Origin of the sequence: Limobrevibacterium gyesilva (genome assembly GCF_025989185.1) — a bacterium.
Classification (GTDB): domain Bacteria; phylum Pseudomonadota; class Alphaproteobacteria; order Acetobacterales; family Acetobacteraceae; genus Limobrevibacterium; species Limobrevibacterium gyesilva.
Window position 1 is genome coordinate 17,888 of sequence record NZ_JAPDNT010000018.1, and the last position, 20,409, is coordinate 38,296.

The 20,409-nt window shown below is 69.4% G+C and carries 26 protein-coding genes and 1 tRNA gene; 7 read left to right on the forward strand and 20 right to left on the reverse strand.

All coding sequences use genetic code 11. The features are described from left to right. The first annotated feature begins 429 nt into the window (after positions 1–429). Positions 430–1,896, forward strand: coding sequence for an MFS transporter (locus tag OL599_RS17365; RefSeq protein ID WP_264715118.1), 1,467 nt, complete (start codon positions 430–432; stop codon positions 1,894–1,896). Positions 1,897–2,020: 124 nt separating this feature from the next. On the opposite strand, the gene OL599_RS17370 is transcribed toward OL599_RS17365, so the two are convergent. The 10 genes from OL599_RS17370 to dcd form a co-directional block, all read right to left on the reverse strand. Continuing rightward, positions 2,021–2,230 carry a hypothetical protein gene (locus tag OL599_RS17370; protein WP_264715119.1) on the reverse strand — a complete coding sequence of 70 codons (210 nt, stop codon included), beginning with the start codon at positions 2,228–2,230 and terminating at the stop codon, positions 2,021–2,023. Positions 2,231–2,382: 152 nt separating this feature from the next. After that, positions 2,383–2,458: transfer RNA gene (locus OL599_RS17375), tRNA-Phe, on the reverse strand. A gap of 115 nt (positions 2,459–2,573) precedes the next feature. Then, positions 2,574–2,762, reverse strand: a complete 189-nt coding sequence (locus OL599_RS17380; RefSeq protein WP_264715120.1) for a DNA gyrase inhibitor YacG — start codon at positions 2,760–2,762, stop codon at positions 2,574–2,576. Then, the gene (locus tag OL599_RS17385; protein WP_264715121.1) at positions 2,759–3,856 is read right to left on the reverse strand and encodes a ribonuclease E/G; all 1,098 of its coding nucleotides are present in this window, start codon (positions 3,854–3,856) and stop codon (positions 2,759–2,761) included. Before OL599_RS17385 ends, OL599_RS17380 begins: the two co-directional genes overlap by 4 nt. Beyond that, positions 3,853–4,428, reverse strand: coding sequence for a Maf family protein (locus tag OL599_RS17390; RefSeq protein ID WP_264715122.1), 576 nt, complete (start codon positions 4,426–4,428; stop codon positions 3,853–3,855). The genes OL599_RS17385 and OL599_RS17390 overlap by 4 nt, the downstream gene beginning before the upstream one ends. A 13-nt stretch (positions 4,429–4,441) precedes the next feature. After that, a complete protein-coding gene (infA, locus tag OL599_RS17395) occupies positions 4,442–4,660 on the reverse strand; it encodes a translation initiation factor IF-1 (protein ID WP_264715123.1) in 219 nt (72 codons plus the stop codon). Positions 4,661–4,713: 53 nt separating this feature from the next. Then, on the reverse strand, positions 4,714–6,000 hold the full coding sequence (hisD, locus tag OL599_RS17400; RefSeq protein WP_264715124.1) for a histidinol dehydrogenase: 1,287 nt from the start codon (positions 5,998–6,000) through the stop codon (positions 4,714–4,716). Continuing rightward, positions 5,997–6,692 (reverse strand): ATP phosphoribosyltransferase, encoded by a 696-nt coding sequence (gene hisG / locus OL599_RS17405; RefSeq protein WP_264715125.1) that lies wholly within the window; start codon positions 6,690–6,692, stop codon positions 5,997–5,999. Before hisG ends, hisD begins: the two co-directional genes overlap by 4 nt. A gap of 57 nt (positions 6,693–6,749) precedes the next feature. Beyond that, positions 6,750–8,012, reverse strand: a complete 1,263-nt coding sequence (gene murA / locus OL599_RS17410) for a UDP-N-acetylglucosamine 1-carboxyvinyltransferase (protein ID WP_264715126.1) — start codon at positions 8,010–8,012, stop codon at positions 6,750–6,752. Between the two features lie 19 nt (positions 8,013–8,031). Then, positions 8,032–8,589: a dCTP deaminase gene (gene dcd / locus OL599_RS17415; RefSeq protein ID WP_264715127.1), complete on the reverse strand. Its 558-nt coding sequence runs from the start codon at positions 8,587–8,589 to the stop codon at positions 8,032–8,034. Positions 8,590–8,843: 254 nt separating this feature from the next. Between dcd and OL599_RS17420 the strand changes: the two genes are divergently transcribed. The 4 genes from OL599_RS17420 (at position 8,844) to OL599_RS17435 (ending at position 11,648) form a co-directional block, all read left to right on the forward strand. Further along, on the forward strand, positions 8,844–9,551 hold the full coding sequence (locus OL599_RS17420; protein WP_264715128.1) for an RNA polymerase sigma factor: 708 nt from the start codon (positions 8,844–8,846) through the stop codon (positions 9,549–9,551). A 260-nt stretch (positions 9,552–9,811) separates the two neighbouring features. Continuing rightward, positions 9,812–10,336 carry a DUF4142 domain-containing protein gene (locus OL599_RS17425; protein WP_264715129.1) on the forward strand — a complete coding sequence of 175 codons (525 nt, stop codon included), beginning with the start codon at positions 9,812–9,814 and terminating at the stop codon, positions 10,334–10,336. A gap of 10 nt (positions 10,337–10,346) precedes the next feature. Then, positions 10,347–10,667 (forward strand): cupredoxin domain-containing protein, encoded by a 321-nt coding sequence (locus tag OL599_RS17430; protein WP_264715130.1) that lies wholly within the window; start codon positions 10,347–10,349, stop codon positions 10,665–10,667. 327 nt (positions 10,668–10,994) lie between these two features. Continuing rightward, positions 10,995–11,648 (forward strand): carbonic anhydrase, encoded by a 654-nt coding sequence (locus OL599_RS17435; protein WP_264715131.1) that lies wholly within the window; start codon positions 10,995–10,997, stop codon positions 11,646–11,648. Positions 11,649–11,840: 192 nt separating this feature from the next. Here the strand turns inward: OL599_RS17435 and OL599_RS17440 are convergent, their stop codons facing one another. From OL599_RS17440 to OL599_RS17465, 6 genes are all read right to left on the reverse strand, one after another. Further along, the gene (locus OL599_RS17440; protein ID WP_264715132.1) at positions 11,841–12,773 is read right to left on the reverse strand and encodes a fumarylacetoacetate hydrolase family protein; all 933 of its coding nucleotides are present in this window, start codon (positions 12,771–12,773) and stop codon (positions 11,841–11,843) included. Between the two features lie 52 nt (positions 12,774–12,825). Further along, positions 12,826–13,371 carry a HutD/Ves family protein gene (locus tag OL599_RS17445; RefSeq protein ID WP_264715133.1) on the reverse strand — a complete coding sequence of 182 codons (546 nt, stop codon included), beginning with the start codon at positions 13,369–13,371 and terminating at the stop codon, positions 12,826–12,828. Between the two features lie 7 nt (positions 13,372–13,378). Next, positions 13,379–15,130 carry a DEAD/DEAH box helicase gene (locus tag OL599_RS17450; RefSeq protein ID WP_264715134.1) on the reverse strand — a complete coding sequence of 584 codons (1,752 nt, stop codon included), beginning with the start codon at positions 15,128–15,130 and terminating at the stop codon, positions 13,379–13,381. A gap of 147 nt (positions 15,131–15,277) precedes the next feature. Next, positions 15,278–16,015, reverse strand: a complete 738-nt coding sequence (locus tag OL599_RS17455; RefSeq protein ID WP_264715135.1) for a type 1 glutamine amidotransferase — start codon at positions 16,013–16,015, stop codon at positions 15,278–15,280. 46 nt (positions 16,016–16,061) lie between these two features. After that, on the reverse strand, positions 16,062–16,259 hold the full coding sequence (locus OL599_RS17460) for a hypothetical protein (RefSeq protein ID WP_264715136.1): 198 nt from the start codon (positions 16,257–16,259) through the stop codon (positions 16,062–16,064). Then, positions 16,223–16,711, reverse strand: coding sequence for an RrF2 family transcriptional regulator (locus OL599_RS17465; RefSeq protein ID WP_264715137.1), 489 nt, complete (start codon positions 16,709–16,711; stop codon positions 16,223–16,225). The genes OL599_RS17460 and OL599_RS17465 overlap by 37 nt, the downstream gene beginning before the upstream one ends. On the opposite strand from OL599_RS17465, the gene ytfE reads away from it, so the two are divergent. Continuing rightward, the gene (ytfE, locus tag OL599_RS17470) at positions 16,696–17,541 is read left to right on the forward strand and encodes an iron-sulfur cluster repair protein YtfE (protein ID WP_264715139.1); all 846 of its coding nucleotides are present in this window, start codon (positions 16,696–16,698) and stop codon (positions 17,539–17,541) included. The two genes, OL599_RS17465 and ytfE, sit on opposite strands and share 16 nt — an antisense overlap. 83 nt (positions 17,542–17,624) lie before the next feature. Then, positions 17,625–18,107 (forward strand): hypothetical protein, encoded by a 483-nt coding sequence (locus tag OL599_RS17475; protein ID WP_264715141.1) that lies wholly within the window; start codon positions 17,625–17,627, stop codon positions 18,105–18,107. A gap of 28 nt (positions 18,108–18,135) precedes the next feature. Here the strand turns inward: OL599_RS17475 and OL599_RS17480 are convergent, their stop codons facing one another. The 4 genes from OL599_RS17480 to narI are packed head-to-tail and all read right to left on the reverse strand — an operon-like array spanning position 18,136 to position 20,399. Then, entirely contained in the window at positions 18,136–18,492 is a 357-nt protein-coding gene (locus OL599_RS17480) for a carboxymuconolactone decarboxylase family protein (protein ID WP_264715143.1), read from the reverse strand. Continuing rightward, entirely contained in the window at positions 18,489–18,812 is a 324-nt protein-coding gene (locus OL599_RS17485) for a hypothetical protein (RefSeq protein ID WP_264715144.1), read from the reverse strand. The genes OL599_RS17480 and OL599_RS17485 overlap by 4 nt, the downstream gene beginning before the upstream one ends. A 9-nt stretch (positions 18,813–18,821) precedes the next feature. Then, the gene (locus tag OL599_RS17490; RefSeq protein ID WP_264715145.1) at positions 18,822–19,613 is read right to left on the reverse strand and encodes a peptidylprolyl isomerase; all 792 of its coding nucleotides are present in this window, start codon (positions 19,611–19,613) and stop codon (positions 18,822–18,824) included. A 3-nt stretch (positions 19,614–19,616) separates the two neighbouring features. Beyond that, positions 19,617–20,399: a respiratory nitrate reductase subunit gamma gene (narI, locus tag OL599_RS17495; protein WP_264715146.1), complete on the reverse strand. Its 783-nt coding sequence runs from the start codon at positions 20,397–20,399 to the stop codon at positions 19,617–19,619. Between the last annotated feature and the right edge of the window lie 10 nt (positions 20,400–20,409).

The window sequence follows — 20,409 nt, forward strand, 5'->3', positions numbered from 1 at the left end:
GATCGGCCGGTAGTCCACTGGCGCTGAAAGGCGCGGGACGCGATTGACGATCTCCTCGCCCATTCTGGCCGCCATATCTATTCGAGAGCAGGCCCCGGACCCCACCCAAATCCGGATTTAAGCCACACGCCACTGAGCGACAGGGATACCAGAGACGCCCACGCTGGATGGCTACCAAACGGTGGATCGAGGGCCGCTTTTCGGGCAGAGCGGTGATCAGATGGGGGCATCGGCGTAAGGCGACGCCTTCTCGGCGAAGATCATTGGTTGAAGCCCCTGACGCCGACCCGCCCCGTGCCGGCCACCGAGATTTTCAGTTGGCGGTCAGGCAGGCACATTGAGCCCGCCAGCTGATCAAAACTCCATTCCGAGCCTGTCCACCCCGCGGGGGTCACTCCACACCCCAGGGAGCCGAAAGGAAAAGGTCGCATGCCACCTCCGCCGCGAGCGTTCCGCGCCAGCGCCGCACGAGGTGCGACCGTCGAGACCGACGTGCCGGCCCGATTGGACCGGCTGCCCTGGGGGCGGTTCCACTGGCTCGTGGTGGTTGCCCTCGGCATCACCTGGATCCTCGACGGCCTGGAGGTGACGCTGGCGGGAGCGGTGGGCGGCACGCTGCGGCAGAGCCCCACGCTGCAATTTTCTGCAGCCGATGTTGGGCTCGCCAATAGCGCCTATGTGACCGGTGCCGTGGCGGGGGCATTGCTCTTCGGCTGGCTGACCGATCGGCTAGGCCGCAAGCGCCTGTTCAGCATCACCCTGCTGCTGTACCTGCTGGCCGCGGCCGGCACCGCGTTCACCTGGAACCTGCCGGGCTTCGCCCTGATGCGCTTCCTCACCGGTGCCGGCATCGGTGGCGAATACAGCGCCATCAACTCGGCCATCCAGGAGCTGATCCCGCCGCGCTTTCGCGGCCGCACAGACATCTCGATCAACGGCAGCTTCTGGGTAGGGGCCGCGATTGCCGGAGCCGGCTCCCTCGTGCTGCTCGATCCGCACCGGATCGATCCGGAGCTTGGCTGGCGGCTGGCGTTCTTCATCGGGGCTGCGATCGGCGTGCCGATCCTGCCGCTGCGCCGTTTCATTCCGGAAAGCCCGCGCTGGCTGATGCTGCATGGCCGCGCCGGCGAGGCCGAGGCGGTGGTCGAGGAGATCGAGGCACGGTTCACGCAGGCGGGCCATGCGCTGGTGCCCGCACGCACCCGCGTGCGGCTGCACGACCGCGCGTTCACCCCGTTCGCGGACGTGATCGACGCACTGCTGCGCCTGTATCCGCGCCGCACAGTCCTGTGTCTTGGCCTGATGATTTCGCAGGCATTCTTCTACAACGCGATCTTCTTCACCTATGCGCTACTGCTGACCGATTTCTACGGCGTGAAGGCGAGCGATGTCGGCTGGTACGTGCTGCCCTTCGCGGTCGGCAACGTTCTCGGCCCGCTGCTGCTCGGCCCGCTGTTCGACACGATCGGCCGCCGGCCGATGATCGCCTTTACCTACGCCGCCTCGGCCGCGTTGCTGCTGGTAACCGGGCTGCTGTTCCGCGCCGGCGCGCTGACTGCCACAACCCAGACGATGGGCTGGAGCGCCACATTCTTCTTCGCCTCCGCCGCTGCCTCCGCCGCCAACCTCACGGTGGGCGAGAATTTCCCGCTGGAGGTGCGAGCCCTGGCGATCGCCGTGTTCTACGCGCTCGGCACCGGTCTCGGCGGCATCGCCGCACCCTGGCTGTTCGGCGTGCTGATCGAGAGCGGCTCGCGCGACCGCGTGCTACTGGGCTACCTGCTGGCCTGCGTGCTGATGGCCCTGGCGGCCGCACTGGTCTTGTGGCTGGGCGAACGCGCCGAGCGGCGGCCACTGGAGGAGGTCGCGGCACCGCTGTCCTCTGCAGATCCGTGACCACGACCGGTAAGCTGGCCACCCCCTCGGCTACGTCCGACCGCTCGATGCCCGGGGGCGGTTCGCTGCGCGTGTGCTACCGTGGGCGCCGCACGACCGCGCCTAGCAGCGGGGCACCGCTCGCTCACCTCGCCCGAGTTGCCCCCGCTGGCGGTCGCTTCATCAGCACGAACCCTGACGCCTCCAGGTGCTCCACCAACCTCTCAGCGGTGATGCGCGCCATGAATTCATCGCCATGCAGCACCCGCTGGCGGCGGTCGTAACGCAAGGCGAAGGCGAGCGACGCGCTGATTTCGTCAACGGTAACGGGGCGGAGGGGGCGATCGTCGGGCATGGCCGGACGGTAGGGAATGATAGTGAACGAATAAAGAACGATTGTATCGGCACTAAATGAGTCCGCCGCGAGTCCGCAATGCAGACCACGCACCTCTCGCTAGACGAGCGAAACGGGAGTCATTGGTAAACTTTTGAAATTTCCTTGGAAAATGGTGCCCAGGGGCGGAATCGAACCACCGACACTGCGATTTTCAGTCGCATGCTCTACCAACTGAGCTACCTGGGCACATCGCCGAGCACTTCGACGCGCTCGTGTTGGAGGCGGCGGGAATAGCCCAGGCTGCGGCGGTGATCAACCCACCAAATCGCGCGAACCGGCAGCACGCGGCAGCCCTCCGGTTTCAGCCGCGTTCCCCGTCATCGGACGGATCGGGCTCTGTGTCCGGCGGGCTGGCGGCGGGAACCGCATAGGTCTCGGTGAACCAGCGGCCGAGGTCGATATCGGCGCAGCGGGCGCTGCAGAACGGCCGGAATTTGGGGTCCGTCGGCTTGCGGCAGATCGGGCACAGCTTCTTCACGGTCTCGGTCACGGCCGGTCATCCTCCAGGACCCAGCCCGACGGCGGCAGCGCCGGGTCGGTACGTAGCCGCAAGGCACGGCCGGCGCGATGCGCGTATTCAGGCAAGGCGACCGGGTCGGCCTGCAGCGCCTCCATTACCGCCGGTGACGCGCGCAAGGCCAGGGCGCGTTCGGGGTGGGCGGCCACCTCCCTGGCGGCGCGGCGCAGGGCGGCCAGGCCCGCGCTGTGCGGGCCGGCCAGCAGCTCGTGCAGCGGCGGATGGACGCGTGGCCGCAGGATCTCCGCCAGGCCCAGCGCGCTGAACCCGAGGAAGCGCGGCCGCAGCGGGTCGCCGGCCAGGGCGGCGGCGAAATCCGGCCCCAGCGCCGCGCGCCGCCGCGGCGACAGCCCGGCGAGGTCCACCAGGATGGCGCCCGCCAGGTTGCGCAGCCGGATCTGCCGAGCGATGGCCGGCAGCAGGGCGCGGTTGAGCCCCGATTGCGATGCGGTCTTGGAACGCCGGTCGGCGGTGGCCGCGCCGAGGTCGATGTCGATCGCGGTCAGCGCCGGCGTGGGATGCACGGACAGGCGGGCGCCGCTGGGCAGGGCGGCTACCGGCTCCGTGAGCGCCTCGACGGCGGACTCGACCTCGTCGGTGAAGCCCCGGCCCTGGGACAGGCGGGGGCCCAGGAGGGGGCGCAGAAGGGCTGCCAGGGCCGCTTCGTCCACGATCACTGGGGCGTCCGGGTGCAGGGAAGCCAGCCGCTCCACGGCGCCAGGGCCGCGCTGCAGCAGGGCAGGCGGGCCGCTGCCGGCCGGCATGTCCACGCGGGCGGTCAGGCGGGGGCCCTTGCCGCCCTGGGCGGCGCGGGTGATGCGCACGGCCAGGATGGTGCCCTCGCTGGCGCCGGCGCCGCCCTCGCTGTCGGGCAGGAAGCCGGTGGCGCCCTCGATCGCCACGAAGGCGCCGGCCATGGCCGGCACGCGGGCGGTGATCCGGCCGCGATGGACGTCGCCGACCCCATCCGGGGCGCCCGGGCGCCAGAGCGCGTAATCCACCAGCCCGCCCGCGCCCCAGGCGGCCACGCGGACCTCGCCGGGGCTGGCGCTGGCGAGAATTTTCACGGCAGCGGATAGCCCAGGCCACGCAGCAGCTGCGCCGTCTCGAACAGCGGCAGGCCGACGACGTTGGAATAGCTGCCGGACAGGAAGCGGATATGGGCTGCGGCCCGGCCCTGGATGGCGTAGCCGCCGGCCTTGCCCTGCCATTCCCCGCTGTCGAGATAGGCCTGCATTTGCGCCGCGCTCAGCCGGGCGAATCCGACCACGCTGTCACTGAGCCGCTCGGCCCGGCGGCCGTCGGGCCCCGCCAGCACAACGGCAGTCAGGACGTGATGGCGGCGGCCGGACAGCAGATCGAGGCAGGCGCGCGCCTGCTCCGGCGTTTCCGCCTTGGGCAGGACGCGGCGGCCGCAGCACACCACGGTGTCGGCGGCCAGCGTATACGCGTCCGGCGCCGCGGCGGCATCCGCCTTGGCGCGCGCAAGCCTCTGGGCGAGCTGCCGGGGCAGTTCGTCCTTCAGCGGCGTCTCGTCGATGTGGGTGGGCGTGATGGCATCAGGGATCACGCCGATCTGGGCCAGCAGCGCGGCCCGGCGCGGGCTGGCGGAGGCCAGGACCAGCCCGGGACTCGTCACTTGAATCGGCCCGTCACTTGAATCGGAAGGTGATCCGGCCCTTGGACAGGTCGTACGGCGTCATTTCCACATTCACGCGGTCGCCGGCGAGCACGCGGATACGGTTCTTGCGCATCTTGCCGCTGGTATGCGCGAGGATGACGTGTTCGTTGTCGAGCTTCACGCGGAACATGGCGTTGGGAAGCAACTCCATGACCGTGCCGCTGAACTCGATCATATCTTCTTTTGACATCAGGCCTCGTTACCGTGTGATGAATTGGCCCGGAACATGATGGTCGCGTACCCTCAGGTCAAGCGCAGGGCGACACTGCGCCCATGCGCGTGCAGGCCCTCGGCCTCGGCCAGGGCCACGGCGGCGGCGCCGATCCGCGCCATTCCCGCCTGGTCCTGGGCCACCCAGGTCGTCCGCTTCAGGAAATCGTAAACCGACAGGCCGGAGGCGAACCGCGCTGAGCGGCCGGTTGGCAGCACGTGATTCGGCCCCGCTACGTAGTCGCCGATCGCTTCCGGGCAGAACCGGCCGAGGAAGGCGGCGCCGGCATGGCGGATGCGCGCGAACAGCGCCTCCGGCTCCGGCACCATAAGCTGCAGATGCTCGGGCGCCAGCCGGTCGGCGAGCGCCGCCGCCTCGGCGAAGTCGCGCACGATGATGATGGCGCCATGGTCGCGCCAACTCGCGCCGGCGATGGCGGCCCGGGGCAGCGTGGGCAGTTCGCGGGCCACGGCGGCGGCCACGGCGGTGGCGAAGTCCGGGCTGTCGGTGATCAGGATGGATTGCGCCGCCTCGTCATGCTCGGCCTGGGCCAGCAGGTCCACGGCCACGTGACGGGGATCGTTCGACGCGTCGGCGATGATCACCACCTCGGACGGGCCGGCGATGCTGTCGATGCCGACGCGGCCGAACACCTGGCGCTTGGCCTCCGCCACATAGGCGTTGCCGGGGCCGACGATGCGGTCCACCGGGGCGATGCTGGCGGTGCCCCAGGCGAGTGCGGCCACCGCCTGCGCGCCGCCGACGCGGTAGATCTCGGTCACGCCCGCGCGCCGGGCCGCGGCCAGCACCAGCGGGTTCAGCACGCCGCCGGGGGTGGGCACGCACATGGCGATGCGCGACACGCCGGCCGCCCGTGCCGGGATGGCATTCATCAGCACCGAGGACGGATAGGCGGCCTTGCCCCCGGGCACGTAGATCCCCACGGCATCCAGCGGCGTCCAGCGCATGCCCAGCGTGATGCCCGGCACGTCCTCCAGCCGCAGATCCTGCGGCAACTGGGCGCGGTGGAATTTTTCGATGCGCTCGGCCGCGAGGTCCAGCGCCGCGTTCAATTCGGCGGGAATGGCGGCCACCGCGGCGTCGATCTCGGCCGCCGTGATGCGCAGCGAGGCCGGCGCGACCTCCATGCGGTCGAAGCGGGCGGTGTATTCGCACAAAGCCGCGTCACCACGGGCGCGGATGTCGGCGATGATGGCCGCCACCACCGCGTCCACGCTCTCCGCCGTCTCTCGCGCCTCGGCGAGCAGCGCGATGAAGGCGGCCTCAAAGCCCGCATCCGCGGTGGACAGGCGCTTCATGCCGCGGCCAGGGCGGCGCGGAACCGGGCGATCCAGCCGCCGATCTGCTCGGGCCGGGTCTTCAGCGCGGTGCGGTTGACGATCAGCCGGCTGGTGACGCGCGAGATCACCTCCGTCTCCACCAGCCCATTGGCCTTCAGCGTGGAGCCGGTGGCCACCAGATCGACGATGACGCGGGTCAGCCCCAGGCCCGGCGCCAGCTCCATCGCCCCGTTCAGATGCACCACGTCGGCCTGGATGCCGCGCGCGGCGTAGTGGCGACGGGCGATGTTCGGGTATTTCGTGGCCACCCGCACCCGCGACCAGGTGCCGGGGTCGTCGGTCCCGGCGGTCTCGCGCGGCTCTGCCACGGAGACGCGGCAGGCGCCGATGCCCAGGTCCAGCGGGGCGTAGATCTCGGGATAGTCGAACTCCATCAGCACGTCCGCGCCGCAGATGCCGATCTGTGCGGCGCCAAAGGCCACGAACGTGGCGACGTCGAAGCTGCGCACGCGCACCACGTCCAGCCCGGGCTCGGAGGTGGGGAAGCGCAGCTCGCGGCTGTCCTCGTTGGCATAGTCGGGGGCGGGATGGATGCCGGCGCGGGCGAGCAGGGGCGCGCATTCCGACAGGATGCGGCCCTTCGGCAGTGCCAGGATCAGCGGGCCGGCATTCTCCGGCTCCAGCGCGGTGGTCTTGAATTCGGCGGTCATCAACATCCCACTCCGGCGTGCAGCGCACCTACACCTGCACGCCGCCGGGCGGAAGGCTCAGCCGGGCAGACGTTCTATGTCGGCACCGCAGGCCGCGAGCTTCTGTTCCACCGCCTCGTAGCCGCGGTCGAGGTGGTAGACGCGGCTCACCACCGTCTCCCCCTTCGCCGCGAGCCCCGCCAGCACCAGGCTGACCGAAGCGCGCAGGTCGGTTGCCATCACCGGCGCGCCGGACAGGCAGGGCACGCCGCGCACGATGGCCGAGGCGCCGTGCACGTTGATGCGCGCCCCCATGCGGTTCAGCTCGGGTACGTGCATGAACCGGTTCTCGAAGATGGTCTCAGTGACCATCGCCGCCCCCTGGGCCACCGACATCAGCACCATGAACTGGGCCTGCATGTCCGTGGGGAAGCCCGGATAGGGCTCGGTCATCACATCGACGCCGTGCAGGCCGTTCAGGCGCTTGACGGTGATGCCGTCTTCCTGCTGCGTCACCTCCACGCCGGCGTCGTTCAGCGTGCGCACCACGGCGCCCAGATGGTCGATGCGGCCATGGCGTAGATGCACCGCGCCGCCGGTGATGGCGGCGGCACAGGCATAGGTGCCGGTCTCGATCCGGTCGGGGATGATCGGATGGGTGGCGCCGTGCAGGGCGCGCACGCCCTCGATGGTCAGCCGGTCGGTGCCGATGCCGTCGATCCTGGCCCCCATCGCCACCAGGCAGTCGCACAGGTCGGTGATCTCCGGCTCGCGCGCGGCATTGGCCAGCACGGTCTGGCCGTCCGCGAGCGAGGCTGCCATCAGCAGGTTCTCGGTGGCGCCGACGCTGGGGAAGGGCATGACGATGGTGGCCCCCTTGAGCCCCTTCGGCGCCATGGCGTGCACGTAGCCGGCATCCAGGCGGATGGCGGCGCCCATCTGCTCCAGCCCCTTCAGGTGCAGATCGACCGGCCGCGTGCCGATGGCGCAGCCGCCGGGCAGCGACACCTTCGCCTCGCCCATGCGCGCCACCAGCGGGCCGAGCACCAGCACGGAGGCGCGCATCTTGCGCACGATGTCGTACGGCGCCTCGGTATTGGTGATCTTGCCGCCGATCGACAGGGTTCGCCCGTCATTCGTGGGCTTGTCCACGGCCACGCCGTGCTGGGCCAGCAGGACGGCCATGGTGTGGATGTCGGCCAGCAGGGGGACGTTGGTGAGCACCAGCCGCTCATCCGTCAGCAGCCCCGCGGCCATCAATGGCAGGCCGGCGTTCTTGGCCCCGCCGATGGTGATCTCGCCGTTGAGCGGCAGGCCGCCCCGGATGCGAATACGGTCCATGTGTACTTGATACCTGACTTCAACCGAGCCGCGGAAGTGCCACGCCGCGCTGGCGCATATATTTCCCGGCCTTGTCGGCATAGCTGGTTTCGCAGGGCTCGTTGCCCTGCAGGAAAAGGAACTGGCAGATGCCCTCGAAGGCATGGATCTTGGCGGGCAGGGGGGTGGTATTGCTGATCTCGATCGTCACCTGCCCCTCCCATTCCGGCTCCAGCGGCGTCACGTTCACGATGATGCCGCAGCGGGCGTAGGTGGACTTGCCCAGGCAGATCACCAGGATGTCGCGGGGGATGCGGAAATACTCGATGGTGTGGGTCAGCGCGAAGCTGTTGGGCGGGATGATGCAGACCGGCCCCTTGCGGTCCACGAAGCTGGCCGGGCTGAACGCCTTGGGGTCGACGATGGCGGAGTCGACATTGGTGAACACCTTGAACTCGTCGGCCACCCGGGCGTCGTAGCCATAGCTGGACAGGCCATAGCTGATCACCCCGTCGCGCTTCTGCGTCTCGACGAAGGGATCGATCATGCCGTGCTCGGTCGCCATGCGGCGGATCCAGCGGTCGGACATCACGGTCATGCTATAGGGACCTTTGCGGGGAGGCGACGGGGCGGGGATTTAACCTACGCGGCGCCAGGGGGCAAACCTGGGCGCCCGGGGGCATCGGGGCCTTGCCGGGGTGCCCATGCTGCACACGCCGGGCGATTGACATCGGGGTGGACATCCATTCCAGTCTCGACACCGTGCCGGAACGAGGCCCTGTCGTGGCCACCCGGCCCACATTCCGATGGCGTTCCGGAACAGCCTCCACAGCGGCAGCAGGGAGATCAGCCATGAGACAATTGCAGGGGCGCGGATATGCGCCTGACCTTGCCGCCGCGGCGGAGGACGCCGAACTGGTGCGGCGGGCGCTGGCCCGCGACGGCGATGCCTTCCGCACCATCATGCAGAAATACAATCAACGGCTTTACCGCATCGCACGCAGTATCCTTCGCAACGACGGCGACGCGGAAGACGTCGTTCAGGAAGCCTATGTTCGCGCCTTTACCCATCTGGAGAGTTTTCGCGGCGACGCCGGTCTGGCGACGTGGCTTGGCCGCATCACCATGAACGAGGCATTGGGGCGGTTACGGTTGCGGACCCAGCGTCCGTCTGTAGAACTGACGGCAGTCGAAGCCCAAGGAACGGACGCCGAGATCATTCAATTCCCGCTCACGGCGAAATCCGAAGATCCGGAGCGAACGATGGCGCAACGCGAAATCATGCAGCTTGTCGAGCAGGCCACCGACAATCTGCCCGAAGTCTATCGGGTCGTCTTCATCGCGCGCGTGATCGAGGGCATGAGCGTCGAGGACACTGCGGAGCTTCTCGGCCTGCGTCCGGAGACGGTCAAGACAAGGCTGCATCGCGCCCGGCGGCTGGTGCGCGAACATTTGGACAAGCGGATTGGCCCCATCCTGCTGGAGGCGTTTCCGTTTGCCGGCAAGCGCTGCGAGCGCATGACCGATGCCGTAATGGCACGGCTCGGCCTTTCGGACTGACACCGGCTCTGCTTGACGATAGCCGGCCCGTCATCAAGGACTGCCGATAGCGCGCGCCCAGCCGCTTGCAGCCCGCAAGCGCATGCCTCTCGCGGTGCCTGGCGGGCAGCAGTGCGCAAGACCAGGACCCAAGCGATCAATCATCCTTTTTCGTCCCCGGTGTGATTTCCCGGGAACCTTTCTGTCCGCGAACCATCTAACGGCCGTCAACAAGACAGCAACCTCCGGCGCCGCTGCGGTGCCGGCCAAAGGAGTATGTCATGCGAGTTCGCTTGAGTACGGCGATTGCGGCCGCTTTCCTGCTGAGCGGCGGCGCTTTCGCGCAAGATGCGGCCAAGCCCACCGATCCCCAGATCGCTCACATCGCCTACACCGCCGGGCAGATCGATATCACGGCGGCGAAGCAGGCGATCGCGAAATCCAAGAACAAGGAGGTTCTTGCGTTCGCCGAAGACATGGTGCGCGACCATGAGGCGGTGAACAAACAGGCCCTGGATCTGGTCAAGAAGCTGAACGTCACGCCTGAGGACAACAACACCAGCCGGTCATTGGCCAAGCAGGCCGCCGACAAGCAGGCCGAACTGGCCAAGCTCAATGGGGCCGCATACGACAAGGCCTATGTTGCCAACGAGGTTGCCTTTCATAAGGCAGTGAATGGCGCACTCGGCACCCTCCTCATCCCCTCGGCGAACAACGCCGAGCTCAAGAGCCTGCTGGAGACGGGCCTGAAGATCTTCCAGGGCCACGAGCAGCACGCCGAGCACGTCGCCGCGGCGATGAAGTAAGGAGGATCACGTGTCACTGGGGCGTTATGCCTTCGCTTTCCTGGTCATCGTAGGGGGAGTGAATTCCGCCCCGGTGCATGCGAAAACGATTCAGGTTGTCATCGACAAGCTCGTGTTCTCGCCGACGCAGGTCAACGCAAAGGTTGGCGATACCATCGAGTGGGTTAACGGGGACATTCTTGCGCATACGGCGACAGTGCGCGGCGACTGGGATGTAATGATTGCGGCCAAGAAGTCGGCGACTCTGGTTCTGAAGAAAGCCGGCAGCTTCGAATACTATTGCCGGTTCCATCCCAACATGAAGGGGCAGATCGTGATCGAGCCGGAATAGCCCGGACGGTCGCTTTCCGCTGCCATCGGCAACCGCGGCGCATGTGCCCTGCGCCGCGGTTGCCTGCCGTCGCGGAGCATCGCTTGCGGGATGACGGCAGGCGGGCCCGATGGCGCGCAGAAAAATTCAACCCACAGCGCCGGCACCTCGCTATACAGACCCGTGTGCGCCCATGCGGGCGATCCGCTTTGACGCTTTGCTGTTACATGTGGGAGTACGCAAGGGGTGTTCATGCAATTCACGCACCATGTCCCGGCATCCTCGATCGGCGGCTGCGGTTGCGGCGCGGAAACGGCCGCCTGTTGCCACGCCGGCAGGGCCGCGCCATTGGCCCGCCGCGCAGTGCTGCGCGCCGTGGCAGGCGGCGGGCTTCTGGCCGGATTCGGGTCACGCGGTGCCGCCCGCGCGCAGACGACGCTCAGCCCCGAGGCCGCGCTGGCAGGGCTGATGGACGGCAACCGGCGCTTCGTCGAGAAGCGGATGGCCTCGTTCCAGGAGGATCTCGACATCCTCAAGCAGAAGACCGCCGAGAAACAGGAACCCTTCGCCGCGGTGCTCTCCTGCGCCGATTCCCGGGTGCCGGTTGAGCTGGTATTCGACCAGAGCATCGGCCAGGTCTTCGTCGCCCGCGTGGCCGGCAACATTGCCAGCGCGGAGATCATCGCCAGTCTGGAATACGGCGCCGCCGTGCTGGGCACCCGTGCGATCGTGGTCATGGGCCATGGCGGCTGCGGCGCAGTGAAGGCCGCGATCGACGCCAAGCCCGTGCCCGGGCAGATCAGCACGCTCTACCGCTCCCTTCGTCCCGCGGTGGACCGCGCCGGCGGTGACCTCACGGAGGCGGTGAAGGCGAATGCCCGGATCCAGGCGGCGTTGCTGCGCGATTCCTCGCCGGTGATTGCGGAGATGGTCAAGCAGGGCCGGCTCACCGTCGTCGCCAGCTATTACGACCTCGCGACAGGGCGGGTTACGCTGGTGTGATACCAACAGCCCTTGACGATGACCCTTCCATCGTCAAGGGCCGCTGGTATCGCGCGCCGGGTTGGTGGGCGGCGGCGCGCAAAATCGACTCGTACCAGCGGTCATTCTTCATGGCCGCTGGTATGACGCCGGTTTCCACCCCTCCCCCAGCCTTGGTCCGCTCCGAGGCCCAAGCCCGCAAGGGGAGGGGAGTCAGGGGGCGTATTTGCCGGTCAGTTGCGGCGTGATGTCGCTCGCGTGCCCGGCCTGCTGGCGGTCCAGCCGCGTCTCGCGGGCCCAGGTCCGCTTCAGGTCGTCGCGCACGCGGATCGACAGCCGCCCGAGCCCCTGCGTTTCCAGCTCGATCAGGTCGCCGTCCTGGAAGCTGCTCAGGCCGCGGTGGTTGGTGCCGGTGGCCAGGATGTCGCCGGGCTCCAGCGTATGGATGGAGCTGGCCCATTCGATGCAGCGCGGAATCTTGTGGGCCATGTCGCTGGTGTTGAAATCCTGCTTCAGCACGCCGTTCACCCACAGGCGGATTTGCAGGGCGTGCGGGTCGGCGATCTCGTCGGCGGTGACCAGATACGGGCCGATCGGGGCGAAGCTGTCGCGCGACTTCATCTGGAAGAACGAGTTGCCGCTGGGCAGCAGGCCGCGGGCGGAGCCGTCGATGAAGTTGATGTAGCCGAACACGTGGTCCATCGCCCGGGCGGCGGGCACGCGGGTGGCACGCTTGCCGATCACCACGGCCATTTCCGCCTCGCCTTCGAAGATCGTGGCGGGCACGTCGGGCAGCACCATGGTGTCACCGGGGCCGATGATGGCGGTGGGGGCCTTGTGGAAGCCGTTGATGGGGGCGGGCGCGCTGCGGGTGCCGTCCTCCATGTAGTTCACCGCCATGCAGACGATGTTGCCGGGCTTGGGCAGCGGCGGGCGCAGGGTGACGCTGGCGAGCGGAATGAGGGCAGCGGCAGCGGCGGCGGCCTGCAGGCGCGGGCGATAGGCCTCGAAGCGCTCGATCAGGCCGCTGATGAGGTTGTGCGGGCCTGTATGGGGGATATCCTGCACCGCGGCCGACACGTCTGCTACGGTGTCCGCGGATGTCAGCACGCCCAGCCTGAACTCGTCGAAATACGCCAGCTTCATCGTCGATTCCCCCGTTGGTCGCGGGGACGATAGCGGCCAGTTCGCGGGCCGCCTAGGCGGGGGCGATGCGGATCACCGCCAGCGTGGCGTCGCCGGTGAGCGTCGCGGGGCCGGTGATGCGCAGCGCATCGCGCGGCCCGGCCGCCACGGTGGCGCCGCCCGCGGTGACGCCGAGTTGGCCCCGCAGCACTACGAGGAACAATGCCTCCGTATCCGCCGCATCGACGCCTTGCATGTCTGCGGCCTCGATCACGCGCACGCCGCCGGTGTGGCGGGCGCGCTCGGTCATGGCGTTGAGCACCATGCAGGGGCCACCGAGGATGCGGCATTGCGTCGGCCAGCCGCCATCGAACGCCGCCGGGCGGTGCAGCTGGCGCACGGCCAGCGTGTGGGTGGGAAAGCGCAGCTCGAATCCCCGCCCGTCGATCAGGGTGATGATGCGGTCATGGCCGGCATAGTCGGAGAACGGGGCGTCCTGATCGAGCCAGGCATAGCCGACCTGCCAGCCCGGGCCGGTGGCGATGTCGGCCTTGCGGCCGGCGCCGTTGCGCCAGGGGATGACGGCCAGGCTGGCATGGGGGATCAGGGCGACGGACATGGTGGCCTCAACTGCGCGGGGTTTTCCGGTGCGGCTTCTTCGCCGGTCGTCCATTCCCGGGCCGCTGGATGTGCGGCCGGTGCGCCGGGCGCTGGTCCTGGTAGCGGCTGGGGCGGGTGTCGGGCTTCGGCATCGGGGCGCCGGCGCCGGCGGGCTCGATGCGGATGTCCTGGTCGCTGCCCTCCTGGCTGCGCGAATGCTCCACGGCGGCGGCGAAGCGGGCGGCGGCTTCCTCGGTGATCTCGAACAGCGTGTCGCGGTCGAAGATGCGGATCGCGCCGATATCCTTCTTGGTCACGTGGCCCAGGCGGCAGATCAGCGGCAGCAGCCATTTCGGGTCGGCGTTGTTGCGCCGGCCGATGCTGAGGCGGAAGCGCACCATGTTCTCCGCATTCGGGCGCCGCTCGCGCGGGGCGGCCGCGGGCCGTTCGGCGTGCGGGCGCATGCCGGCGCTGTCGAACACGTCCTCCGGCGCCGGCAGCCGGGCGCGGTGCAGGCGGATCAGGGCGGCGGCGATCTCCTCGGCGGTGCGGCCGGCCAGCAGGGTGCGGGCCAGCACCAGGTCCTCCTCGCTCGGGGATTCGGTCAGCAGCGGGTCCTGCAGCAGGCGGTCCTGGTCGCGGGCGCGGATCTGCTCGGCGGCCGGCGGGCCGGCCCACTCGGCCTTCACATGGGCGGAGGCCAGCAACTGCTCGGCGCGGCGGCGGCGGGTGTAGGGCACCAGCAGCACGCTGATGCCCTTGCGCCCGGCCCGCCCGGTGCGGCCGCTGCGATGCAGCAGCGCCTCGCGGTCGGTGGGCAGGTCGGCGTGAACGACCAGGCCGAGATCCGGCAGATCGAGCCCGCGCGCCGCCACGTCGGTGGCCACGCACACCCGGGCGCGGCCGTCGCGGATGGCCTGCAGGGCATGAGTGCGGTCGGTCTGGCTCAGCTCGCCGGACAGGGCGACGGCGGCGAAACCGCGCTCCTGCAGGCTGGCGTGCAGGTGGCGCACGCCGTCGCGGGTGGCGCAGAACACCAGCGTGGCCGGCACCTCGTAGAAGCGCAGCACGTTGACCACGGCGTGCTCGATCTCGTTCGGCGCGATGCGCAGGGCGCGATACTCGATGTCGCCATGCGGCTGGTTCTGCACCAGCGTGTCGATGCGCACGGCGTGGCGCTGGTACTGGCGCGCCAGCGCGGCGATGTCGCGGGCGATGGTGGCCGAGAACAGCAGGGTACGGCGTTCGGCCGGCGTGGCGTCGAGGATGAAGGTCAGGTCCTCGCGGAAGCCGAGGTCGAGCATCTCGTCGGCTTCGTCCAGCACCACCACGCGCAACTTCGAGGTGTCGAGCTGGCCGCGCTCCAGATGGTCGCGCAGGCGGCCGGGGGTGCCGACGACGATGTGGCAGCCCGCGGCGAGCGCCCGCTGCTCCCGCCGCGCGTCCATGCCGCCGACGCAGGCGATCACGGTGCCGCCGGCCTGGTCGTAGAGCCAGCTCAGTTCGGCATGCACCTGCATGGCCAGCTCGCGGGTGGGGGCGATCACCAAAGCGAGCGGCTCGGCGGCGCGTTGCAGCCGCTCGGCCTCGCCCAGCAGGGTGTCGGCGAAGGCCAGGCCATAGGCGACGGTCTTGCCGGAGCCGGTCTGGGCGGAAACCAGCAGGTCCTGGCCGGCGGCGTGCGTCTGCAGCACGGCTTCCTGCACCGGGGTGGGCTCGGCGTAGTCGCGCGCGGCGAGGGCGCGCGCGAGGGCGGGGTTGATCGCGGGGAAGGGCATTGCGGTTGAGTCCAGCCATGCTGGCAGGCGCCACGCGCCGCGCCGGTCGGCGCGCTGGCGGTGACGATCCGGCGGGGTGTCGAAGCGCGCTGGATAGCTGATCGGGCGCGCGCATGCCACCGCCGTCGGCAGGCGGCACGCCATTGCCTACTGCATGACTCCGGTGCCGGCGAGAAAGTTCTGCACCATGCGCTCGCAGAACGGGATGGGCGGATACAGCGCCGCCTTGGCCGGGTCCTCGCGCGCCCAGAAGGTGGCGAAGGCGTCGGCGGTCAGCTCCGGATGGAACTGCACGCTCAGCCAGTTGCCGCCATGGTCCAGCGCCGCGGCGGGCAAGCCGGGGCGGGTGGCGAGCACCGTCGCGCCAGGCGGGATGGTCTCCACGCGGTCGTAATTGCCGAAATAGAAGGGCGCGTCGGGGGCGAAGCCGTCGAACAGGAAATGCGCGTCGCCGGCCGCGGTGCGGGTAACGGGCAGCGACCCGGCGGTGACCCCGGCGGGGTTGCGCCCGACGCTGCCGCCCAGCGCCAGCGCCGCGAGCTGGTGGCCGCCGCAGATGCCCAGGAACGGCCGCCCGGTGGCCCGCCAGCGCCCCAGCCAGTCGAGGATGCGCGCCTGCCACTCGTAGCCGTCATGCACCGAGGCGATGCTGCCGCCGAGGATGACCGCGTCGATCGCGTCGAGATCCTGCGGCAACGCCTCGCCCAGGTTGGTGCGCACGGCGCGATAGGCGACGCGCCCCAGCAGGCCGAGCGAATCGAGGCAGGCACGGAACCAGGCGGTCTCGTCGTCGCCGCCGGGCATGCGGCACCAGGTCCGGGGATCGTAGGTGCCGGGCTCGGCCCATTGCGAGACGAACAGAACGGTGGGCTGGATGGCGGACATCGCGGGTGGCCCCTCTTCGCAGGTCAGGACTTTCGGCACCGCGATCTCAGCCCGCTGCGTCCGGTTTGTCCACGCCGTCCGGTGCCGCCGCGTCGCCCTGGCCGTCCTGCCGCGCCCGGGCCTGCTGCTTGCGCTTGTGCAGGTTGGCGCGCAGGGCGGCGGCGGCGCGCTCGGTCCGGGCCTGCTTCTCGGCCTGGGCCCGCGGCGTCAGCGCCGGGCGGGGGCGGGGAGGGGTGTCGGGCATGGCTTGCTCATTGGTGATGGCCGCTCGGACGTCAAGCCTGCCGCCGCCAGCGGCAGGCAATCGGCCAGGGTGTGCTGATCCAGGCTGTCGTAGAAACTGTCCTGGGCGTCGCACAGCATTCCGCGCAGCCGGCAGCCCGGCGTCAGGACGCAGTGGCCGCCGTCGGCCCGGCAGCATTCGACCAGGGCCTGGTCGGCCTCCAATCGCCGCACCAGCGCGCCGAGCCGCACCTCCTCGGGCGAGACGGCGAGCAACGCGCCGCCGCCGGCGCCACGCACCGTGCGAACGACGCCCAACGCCGCCAGCTCCCGGATGATCTTGTGCAGATGGTTGCGCGACAGGCCGCCGAGTTGGCGGGCGAGCGTGTCCACGCTCAAGTGGCGGCCGGGCGGCTCGTGGCCGAGCAGCATAAGGACGCGAATGGCGATGTCGGTGGATGCGAGCACGCGCACGGTCTGATTCCAAATCTGGTATTGACGATACCACATTTTTCGGCGCAATTAACTGGTATCGCCGATGCCACTTTACGGCGATCGCCGCCAGCCCGCCGCGCCGCGCGGGTGAAGCCCCGCCACGAGCGGGCCAGGAGACCGTCATCATGAGCGCGACCCTCTCCCCTGCCGCCGAACCCCGGTTCGCCGATCGCACCCTCTCCGACATCGCCGCCACGCTGCCGGGAGCGACCGAAGTGTTCCGCCGGCGCAAGCTGGACTTCTGTTGCGGCGGCCGCGTGCCGCTGGGGGAGGCGGCCATCGCCAAGGGCCTCGACGTGCCGGAACTGGAAGCGGAGCTTGGCGCCATCGCCGCGCTGGCGCTGCCCGCGCCGTTGCCCGTCGCCACCGCGGACCTGATCGACCTGATCGTTGCGCGCTACCACGCCGTGCATCGCCGTGAGCTTCCGGAACTCATCGAACTCGCGCGGCGGGTCGAGGTCGTCCACAAGGCCCACCCCGTGGCCCCGCACGGCCTTGCCGACCTGCTCGAACGCATGGCCGAGGAGCTCGAAGACCACATGCGCAAGGAGGAACAGATCCTGTTCCCGCTGATGCGCCGCGGCGGCGGTCCCATGGTCGCGCAGCCGATCGCGGCGATGCTGGCCGATCACGACGATCATGGCGCGCATCTGCGCGCGCTCGAAACGCTCACCAACGACTTCGCGATTCCGGACGAGGCCTGCGCGACCTGGCGCGCGCTCTACCTCGGCGCCCATAAGTTTGCCGACGATCTGGTGGAGCACATCCACACCGAGAACAACGTGCTGTTCCCCCGCTTCACCGGCTGACGGCCCACCGATTCCGGACCGGAAGGCCAGCCTGCCAGCCTCCGCCGCGGCGGGGCCGGTGGGCGAGGACGGAGGCATTCGCTATGCCCGACATCGCCCTTGCCCGTGCCTTGCATGTCCTCGCCGTCGTCCTCTGGATCGGCGGCGTCGGCATGGTCACCATGGTCCTGCTGCCCGCGATCCGGCGCTCGCAGGCTCCCGAGCAGCGGTTCGCGCTGTTCCATGTCCTGGAGCAGCGCTTCGCCCGCCAGGCGCGCGTGACCACCCTCGTTGCCGGCGCCAGCGGGTTCTACATGACGTGGCGGCTGGGCGCCTGGGACCGCTTCGAGTCGCCGGGCTTCTGGTGGATGCACGCCATGGTGCTGACGTGGCTGGTGTTCACGCTGATGCTGTTCGTGGTCGAGCCGCTGTTCCTGGAGCGGCTGCTCGCCCGCCGTGCCGCGGCGGCGCCGGAGGCCACCTACCGGCTGGTGGAATGGCTGCACCGGGTTCTGCTGATCCTGAGCCTCGTCACCGTCGCCGGTGCCGTCGCCGGCAGCTACGGCGTCAATCTGTTCGCGTGGTGATTGTCGCGGGCGGGCGATGCGGCGAGGCTCAACGCTCCGTATCCGTCTCGCCGGTCAGGTCGTCGATCCAGGTCATGGCGCGGACGGCGGCGGGGAGCCCGAGAGATGGGACGGCGAGCAGCATCACCTGTTCGAGCTCCGCTTTCGCGATCCCTTCCCGCAGCGCGCGCCGGACATGGGAATGGACGGCCCCTTCCAGCCCGGCCCCGATGGCCAGCGCCAGCTTGACCAGGCGCCGTGTCCTGGCGTCCAGCGTCCCCTCCATGGCGCAGCGCTCGCCAAGCTGGCCGTAGGCCTGCCAGATCGCCGGATATCGCGCGGCGAAGCGCCCCGCGCCCGCGGGAAGGTCGCCTCCGTCGCCCTTGGCGTCCTGTCGAGTGGTCATCCTCGTCTCTCCTGCGTTGGCGCCGGCCGTGCAACGCGGGCCTTCGCCGGGTCGGGGAATGCATGGGCAAGCACTGCCTGCACGGCGGCGGCGCCGGGTTGCGGCGAGCCGGACATCTTGCCGAGCAGGTCCAGCCAGACCTCCTCGCCGCCGTGGTCGAGCAAATGGCGGATCGCTGCGGCCACCCACGCACCGGCGGTCACGCCCTTCGCCGCAGCCTCCTGCCGGATCCGTTCGAGCATGCCCTGGTCGCCGACCGCGGCGAGAACGGCCTCGGCCTCGGCGGAGTCGGTGAGGCCGCGCAGGATGTCGCCGAGCATGGCCATCTCCTATTGCACCAATGGCGACGTGGCGCCCGGCATGTCGAAGCCCTCGATCCGCGCCTGACCGGCGAGCAGCGCCACGTACTGCGCCACGGCGCGGCGCCAGGCGTTCTCTTCCAGATACGCGGCGATGCGGTCCCGCACCTGCTCGAACGGCAGCACCGCTCCGGCCACTTTCCGCTCCAGCCGCAGCACGTGAACCCCGTAGCGGGTGCGCACCGGTGCCGGGGCGATCTGGCCGGGCTGCAGGGAGAGCAGGACCGCCTCGAACTCCGGCGTGGTTTCGCCCCGCACGATCTGCCCGAGACGACCGCCCTCGCTCGCACTGGGGCAATCGGACAGGCTGCGCGCGAGGCTTTCGAACCGGTCGGGATGGGCCTGCACCTCGGCCAGCACGGCCTCGGCCCGCTCCACCGCGCGGCCATAAGCCGCTTGCTCGTCGCGTGGCGCCTTGAACAGGAGATGGACCGGCTCGAACAGGTCGGGGCTGCGGAACCGTGCCGGATTCGCCTGGTAATACCGGCGGCACGCGGCGTCGTCGGCTGTCGGGGTGCGGACCTCCGCCTCCAGCAGCGCCCGGATCAGCGCCTCCTCGTCCGTTTCCCGGGCGCCGTCCTGCGTTTGCGGATCGGCTGTGAGAGCGAGCTTGCGGGCACGTTGCAGCAACAATTCGCGAACGATCAGCGCGCGGGTCGCCGCATCCCAGGCGGCCCGGGGCGAGGGCGCGTCCTGGTATTGCACTTCCCGCGCGATGGCGGCGTTGGCGATGACGATGTCGTTGACGGTGATGGTCTGCATGGCTCAATCGTTCCCGACGACGGGTTGCGGCTGCGCGGCGCCAGCCGGCTGCGGCCGGTTGCCTGTCGCCGCGGTGGAGACCCCGGTGCGGGCGGCCACGGGCCGCATCGTGCGCACCACCTGATAGCCGGTGCGGCCGAGATACCAGACCGGCACGCTCCAGACATGCACCAGCCGGGTGAACGGGAAGACCAGGAAGATGGTCATGCCCAGGAGCAGGTGCAGCTTGAAGATGGGGTTCACGTCGGCGACCAGCGCCGCGGCCCCCGGATGCAGCGTCACGATGCCCTGCGCCCAGTTCATGAACTTGATCATCTCCGTGCCGTCCATGTGCTGTGCCGAAACCGGGATGCTGAGCAGGCCCAGCGTCAACTGCGCATACAGCATCAGCAGGACGGCGATGTCGCCGAAGCTCGACGTGGCCAGGATGCGCGGATCGAACAGGCGACGGTGCACCAGCATGGTGGTGCCGGCGAAGCAGGCGATGCCGGCCACCCCGCCCACCGCCATCGCCAGCCCCTGCTTGAAGGAATGGCTGATCCCCAGCAGATCGAACACGGCGACCGGCGTGAGCAGGCCGCCGACGTGGCCGGCGAAGATGATCAGGATGCCGACATGGAACAGGTTCGAGCCCCATATCAGCTGCTTGCGGCGCAGCAGCTGGCTGGAGCCGGTGCGCCACGTGTATTGCGCATGGTCGAAGCGCAGCAGGCTGCCGAGCAGGAACACGGTCAGCGCCACATACGGATACCAGCCGAAGAGGGCATTGTTCAGCCAGGTGTTCATGATGACGTCT

Bases quoted from the DNA above. Each gene is read 5' to 3' on its own strand.
- OL599_RS17370 (WP_264715119.1), bottom strand. From the start codon at position 2,230: ATGCCCGACGATCGCCCCCTCCGCCCCGTTACCGTTGACGAAATCAGC.
- OL599_RS17420 (WP_264715128.1), top strand. From the start codon at position 8,844: ATGAGACAATTGCAGGGGCGCGGATATGCGCCTGACCTTGCCGCCGCG.
- OL599_RS17365 (WP_264715118.1), top strand. From the start codon at position 430: ATGCCACCTCCGCCGCGAGCGTTCCGCGCCAGCGCCGCACGAGGTGCG.
- infA (WP_264715123.1), bottom strand. From the start codon at position 4,660: ATGTCAAAAGAAGATATGATCGAGTTCAGCGGCACGGTCATGGAGTTG.
- OL599_RS17475 (WP_264715141.1), top strand. From the start codon at position 17,625: ATGCCCGACATCGCCCTTGCCCGTGCCTTGCATGTCCTCGCCGTCGTC.
- OL599_RS17455 (WP_264715135.1), bottom strand. From the start codon at position 16,015: ATGTCCGCCATCCAGCCCACCGTTCTGTTCGTCTCGCAATGGGCCGAG.
- OL599_RS17480 (WP_264715143.1), bottom strand. From the start codon at position 18,492: ATGACCACTCGACAGGACGCCAAGGGCGACGGAGGCGACCTTCCCGCG.
- OL599_RS17490 (WP_264715145.1), bottom strand. From the start codon at position 19,613: ATGCAGACCATCACCGTCAACGACATCGTCATCGCCAACGCCGCCATC.
- OL599_RS17425 (WP_264715129.1), top strand. From the start codon at position 9,812: ATGCGAGTTCGCTTGAGTACGGCGATTGCGGCCGCTTTCCTGCTGAGC.
- murA (WP_264715126.1), bottom strand. From the start codon at position 8,012: ATGGACCGTATTCGCATCCGGGGCGGCCTGCCGCTCAACGGCGAGATC.
- dcd (WP_264715127.1), bottom strand. From the start codon at position 8,589: ATGACCGTGATGTCCGACCGCTGGATCCGCCGCATGGCGACCGAGCAC.
- ytfE (WP_264715139.1), top strand. From the start codon at position 16,696: ATGCGAGCACGCGCACGGTCTGATTCCAAATCTGGTATTGACGATACC.
- narI (WP_264715146.1), bottom strand. From the start codon at position 20,399: ATGAACACCTGGCTGAACAATGCCCTCTTCGGCTGGTATCCGTATGTG.
- OL599_RS17460 (WP_264715136.1), bottom strand. From the start codon at position 16,259: ATGCCCGACACCCCTCCCCGCCCCCGCCCGGCGCTGACGCCGCGGGCC.
- hisG (WP_264715125.1), bottom strand. From the start codon at position 6,692: ATGACCGCCGAATTCAAGACCACCGCGCTGGAGCCGGAGAATGCCGGC.
- hisD (WP_264715124.1), bottom strand. From the start codon at position 6,000: ATGAAGCGCCTGTCCACCGCGGATGCGGGCTTTGAGGCCGCCTTCATC.
- OL599_RS17450 (WP_264715134.1), bottom strand. From the start codon at position 15,130: ATGCCCTTCCCCGCGATCAACCCCGCCCTCGCGCGCGCCCTCGCCGCG.
- OL599_RS17485 (WP_264715144.1), bottom strand. From the start codon at position 18,812: ATGCTCGGCGACATCCTGCGCGGCCTCACCGACTCCGCCGAGGCCGAG.
- OL599_RS17445 (WP_264715133.1), bottom strand. From the start codon at position 13,371: ATGTCCGTCGCCCTGATCCCCCATGCCAGCCTGGCCGTCATCCCCTGG.
- OL599_RS17440 (WP_264715132.1), bottom strand. From the start codon at position 12,773: ATGAAGCTGGCGTATTTCGACGAGTTCAGGCTGGGCGTGCTGACATCC.